Genomic DNA, 4093 nt, shown 5'->3' on the forward strand with positions numbered 1-4093 from the left:
TCTGGGGTGAATGGGTTTGCTGGGGTGGGGTGGGGTGGGCGGGTCCCTGTGTCTGGGGATTATTAGGGCCGAGGCCAGCTGCGCTGGCTGCGTTTTTCCACTGCCAGATTCATCCGCCCGAGCAGCCGCAGGAGCTCAGTGAGATCCTCGGTGCTCCAATCCTCAAGGGTTTCCCCAAGTTTGGTGATGCTGGCGGAGCGTTCCTTCTCCAGTGTTGTGGTGCCCTCTGCGGTGGGGCGAAATTTCCTTGCGATGCCGCCGTCCGGGTCTGAGATCCGTTTTGCCAGTCCCTTGTCCACGAGAGCCTTGGTCTGACGGTTGAGTGTGGAGGTGTCCAGACCGGTGGTGTCACTGAGTTCGCTGATACTCAGGGCGCCGCGGACCTGGAGCAAGGTGAGGAGGATATAGGCACTCTGGTCGAGCTCTCCGCTCGAGCGGTTGGCGCGTCCGGAGAAGGCGGCCTGATGTCGGCCGAATATCATGGCCTCATATTCGAGGGCTTCGATCGGATCATTACTCATATCTCCATTGTGTCATGAGTTTTGCATTATACATAGAAAATGTATGCTGCATACATGTTAAAGAATGGCGCTGCGCCTGCCTCCAAAACTGAGGCGCTCTCAACTCCTGCGGGACTGATAATCGGCATCCTCGCCGCTGCTGGCATCACTGTCTCGCTGGCTCAGACTCTGGTTGTCCCGATCATCGGAAAACTGCCCGAGATCTTCGATACCACAGCGGCGAACACCTCCTGGATCATTACCGTCACATTGCTGGTGGGCGCGGTGACCACTCCGGTCATGGGCCGGCTGGCGGATATGTACGGCAAGAAGCCGATGATGCTGATCTCGCTGCTGCCCTTCATCGTGGGTTCAGTGGTGTGTGCGATGGCCACCGATCTCATTCCGATGATCATCGGTCGTGGCCTCCAGGGATTAGCCTCGGGGCTGATCCCACTGGGCATCTCATTGATGCATGACATTCTGCCGCGTGAGAAGACTGGTGCGGCGATCGCGCTGATGAGTTCCTCCATGGGCATCGGCGGCGCCCTGGGGCTGCCGATCGCAGCCGGCATCGCCCAGTTCGCCTCCTGGCGGGTACTCTTCTGGGTCACCGCACTTGTTGCTCTGGCCGTGACCATCGCCATCTTCTGCTGGATTCCGAGAATCAAGCCTTCCGCCAGTGCCGCCCGCTTCGACTATTTCGGGGCACTCGGCCTGGCGCTGGGTCTCATCGCCCTGCTGCTCTCGATCTCGAAGGGTGCGGAGTGGGGTTGGGAAAGCGTGACCACCATCAGCCTTGCCGTGGTCGGTGTCCTGGTTCTGCTGCTCTGGGGCTGGTTCGAGCTCAAGCAGAAGGCGCCGCTGGTGGACCTGCGGACCGCTTCCCGCCCGGTGGTCCTGATGACTAACCTGGCGTCCATTCTCATCGGCATCACGATGTACGCCATGAACCTGATTCTGCCGCAGGTTATGCAGCTACCTGTTGAGCTGGGATACGGTCTCGGCCAGTCGATGCTGCAGATGGGTCTCTGGCTCATCCCGATGGGACTGGGTATGATGCTCATCTCCAAGGCCGGCGCAGGTATCAGCGCCAAGCGTGGACCTCGGGTGACCTTGGCCTTGGCGGGCCTCGTCATCGCTGCCGGCTATGCGCTGACGGCCATTGTTCTCTCGACCATCGGCAACCGCCCCGCGGGCCCTTTCGAAGGTGGCATGAGCATCACCTTGACGCTGATCGCCTTCTCGGTGTGTTGTGCGATCGTCGGATGTGGCATTGGTCTGGCCTTCGGCTCCATGCCATCGTTGATCATGGGTTCGGTTCCCGCCGCTGAGAAGGCTTCGGCCAACGGCTTCAATTCGCTGATGCGTTCGCTGGGCACCACCATTTCCGCCGCGGTCGTAGGTGCGATTCTGGCTGCGATGGTTCATAACGGCATGCCGACGCTGGCTGGCTTCCTGCTCACCCTGCTTCTCAGTTGCGGCTGCGCGCTCATCGCCTCGCTGATCGCCTACTTCATCCCGGCTGAGATCAAGGTCATCGAACAACAGTGAATGACAAAAACACCCTGGTTTCACGTGAAACCAGGGTGTTTTTGTCATTCAGCTACTGCTTATCGACGCCGCTCCGGGCATCGTCAGCGGAAACCTCGGCGCTGCTGCGGCGGATGCGCTCGAGCTCCTCGGCTTCGTCACCGCCGATGGCCTCACCCCGGTCGACCATGCCGGCGACGTCGGAAAGCTTCATCTGGGGAACCAGAAGAGCAAGGATGAATGCGAGGGCAATGAAAGGCAGCAGGTACCAGAACACCGGAGCCAGGGATTCGGCGTAGGCGTTGATGATGCCCTCGCGGAGCACCTCGGGCAGCTGCTGAAGGGCTGCCGGGTTGATGGTGGCGCTGGCATCAGCGGCCTGTTCTGCGGAATCACCGGCAGAGAGGAACAGTTCCTCCAGGCGCTCGCTGAGACGGCCGGTGAAGACGGCACCAAAGACCGCGATACCGAGGGTGGCACCGACCTCACGGAAGTAGTTGTTGGTCGAGGTGGCGGCGCCGACCTCCTGGGCGGGTACCGAGTTCTGTGCCACGAGCACCACGACCTGCATGATCAGGCCGAGGCCGGTGCCGAAGATCAGGAGATAGACACAGATCAACCAGATCGGCGTGGCGGCGGTCAGCGTGGTCAGGCAGATGATGGCGGCGCCGACGGTGAGTGCGCCGAGGATCGGATAGATCCGGTACTTACCGGTCTTGGAGATCGCGATGCCAGAACCAATGGAGGTGGCCATCAGCCCGACCATCATGGGGAGGGTGAGCAGGCCGGAGGCCGCCGCCGAGGTGCCGGAGGACATCTGCAGGAAGGTCGGGATGAAGGCCAGTGCGGCGAACATTCCGATACCGAGAACAAAACCGATCGCTGCGGTGGTCACGAAGGCACGGTTCTTGAAGAAGCTCATCGGAACCACCGGATCCTCGACATGCAGCTCGACGAAGATGAAGGCGATCAGTGAGGCCACGAAACCGGCACCCCAGGCCCAGGTGGCGGGATCAGACCAACCGTGATTGCCACCGCCGCCGAAGTCGCTGAAGAAGATCAGGCAGACGGTCACGCAGGAGAGCAGCGCGACGCCGAGGATATCTATCTTCTTCTCCGCCTTCTTACTGGGAAGCGTCAGTGCGAACCAACAGACAAGGAAGGCGATGATGCCGATCGGGATGTTGATCCAGAATGCCCAGTGCCAGGACATGTGGTCGACGAAGAAACCGCCCAGCAACGGGCCGGCGACGGCTGCGAGGCCGAAGATCGCGCCCAGCGGGCCGAGGTACTTGCCACGCTCGGAGGCCGGAACGATATCCGCGATGATCGCCTGGGAGAGAATCATCAGTCCGCCGCCACCGACGCCCTGCGCCGCACGCATGATCACGAAGGTCCAGAAATCTGTGGACAGCGCACAGCCTAGGGAGGCGATGGTGAAAATCGCGATGGCAATGAGAAAGAGGTTACGACGGCCGAGAACGTCACCGAACTTGCCGTAGATCGGCATCACGATGGTGGAAGCGAGCATGTAGCCGGTGGTGATCCAGGTCTGATAGGCCACACCGCCCAAGTCGCCGACGATAGTGGGCATAGCGGTGGAGACAATCGTCTGATCGAGGCTGGCCAGCAACATGCCGGCGATCAGTGCCGAGAAAATGATCCAGATGCGGCGTTGGGTGAGCAGCAGGGGCCCATCTGCAGTGGTGGGCTTAGTGGTGTGGAGCACGCAGGTGTCCTTTCGGAGAGCAGGCGTGATCGAAGGCTTCCCACCTGTTTGATGGTGTTACCTGACGATCGATGACTAATAGATCCTAGGACAAGCACCGGATATGCACGTGGCGAACATTGTTGAAGCAGAAGATAGGTGTGGAAGATGTAGGAGGCCTGGCGAGTCGAACTTACGCCGGACACGGTGTGTTTACTTTCTCGCTGCTCTGCTCGGGAGAAGGTCGGTGCCCAGGGTCCCTAGGGTCGCTGCATAGTTGCAGTCCTCGGTGGTGAAGGTGGGGGAGAACGGCAGGTGTCCAGCACCAGTCATGGGTGGCGAACAGCTGCGC

The 4093-nt window shown here is 60.7% G+C and carries 3 protein-coding genes; 1 reads left to right on the forward strand and 2 read right to left on the reverse strand.

The window, feature by feature from the left end; translation table 11 throughout:
- Positions 1-62 precede the first annotated feature (62 nt).
- Positions 63-521, reverse strand: coding sequence for a MarR family winged helix-turn-helix transcriptional regulator (locus ACTU46_RS16095; protein WP_443383919.1), 459 nt, complete (start codon positions 519-521; stop codon positions 63-65).
- Positions 522-575: 54 nt separating this feature from the next.
- On the opposite strand from ACTU46_RS16095, the gene ACTU46_RS16100 reads away from it, so the two are divergent.
- Positions 576-2054 carry an MFS transporter gene (locus ACTU46_RS16100; RefSeq protein ID WP_443383922.1) on the forward strand — a complete coding sequence of 493 codons (1479 nt, stop codon included), beginning with the start codon at positions 576-578 and terminating at the stop codon, positions 2052-2054.
- Between the two features lie 52 nt (positions 2055-2106).
- On the opposite strand, the gene ACTU46_RS16105 is transcribed toward ACTU46_RS16100, so the two are convergent.
- A complete protein-coding gene (locus tag ACTU46_RS16105) occupies positions 2107-3762 on the reverse strand; it encodes an MDR family MFS transporter (RefSeq protein ID WP_443383925.1) in 1656 nt (551 codons plus the stop codon).
- Positions 3763-4093 lie beyond the last annotated feature (331 nt).

Source organism: Corynebacterium sp. A21, from assembly GCF_052266655.1.
Classification (GTDB): domain Bacteria; phylum Actinomycetota; class Actinomycetes; order Mycobacteriales; family Mycobacteriaceae; genus Corynebacterium.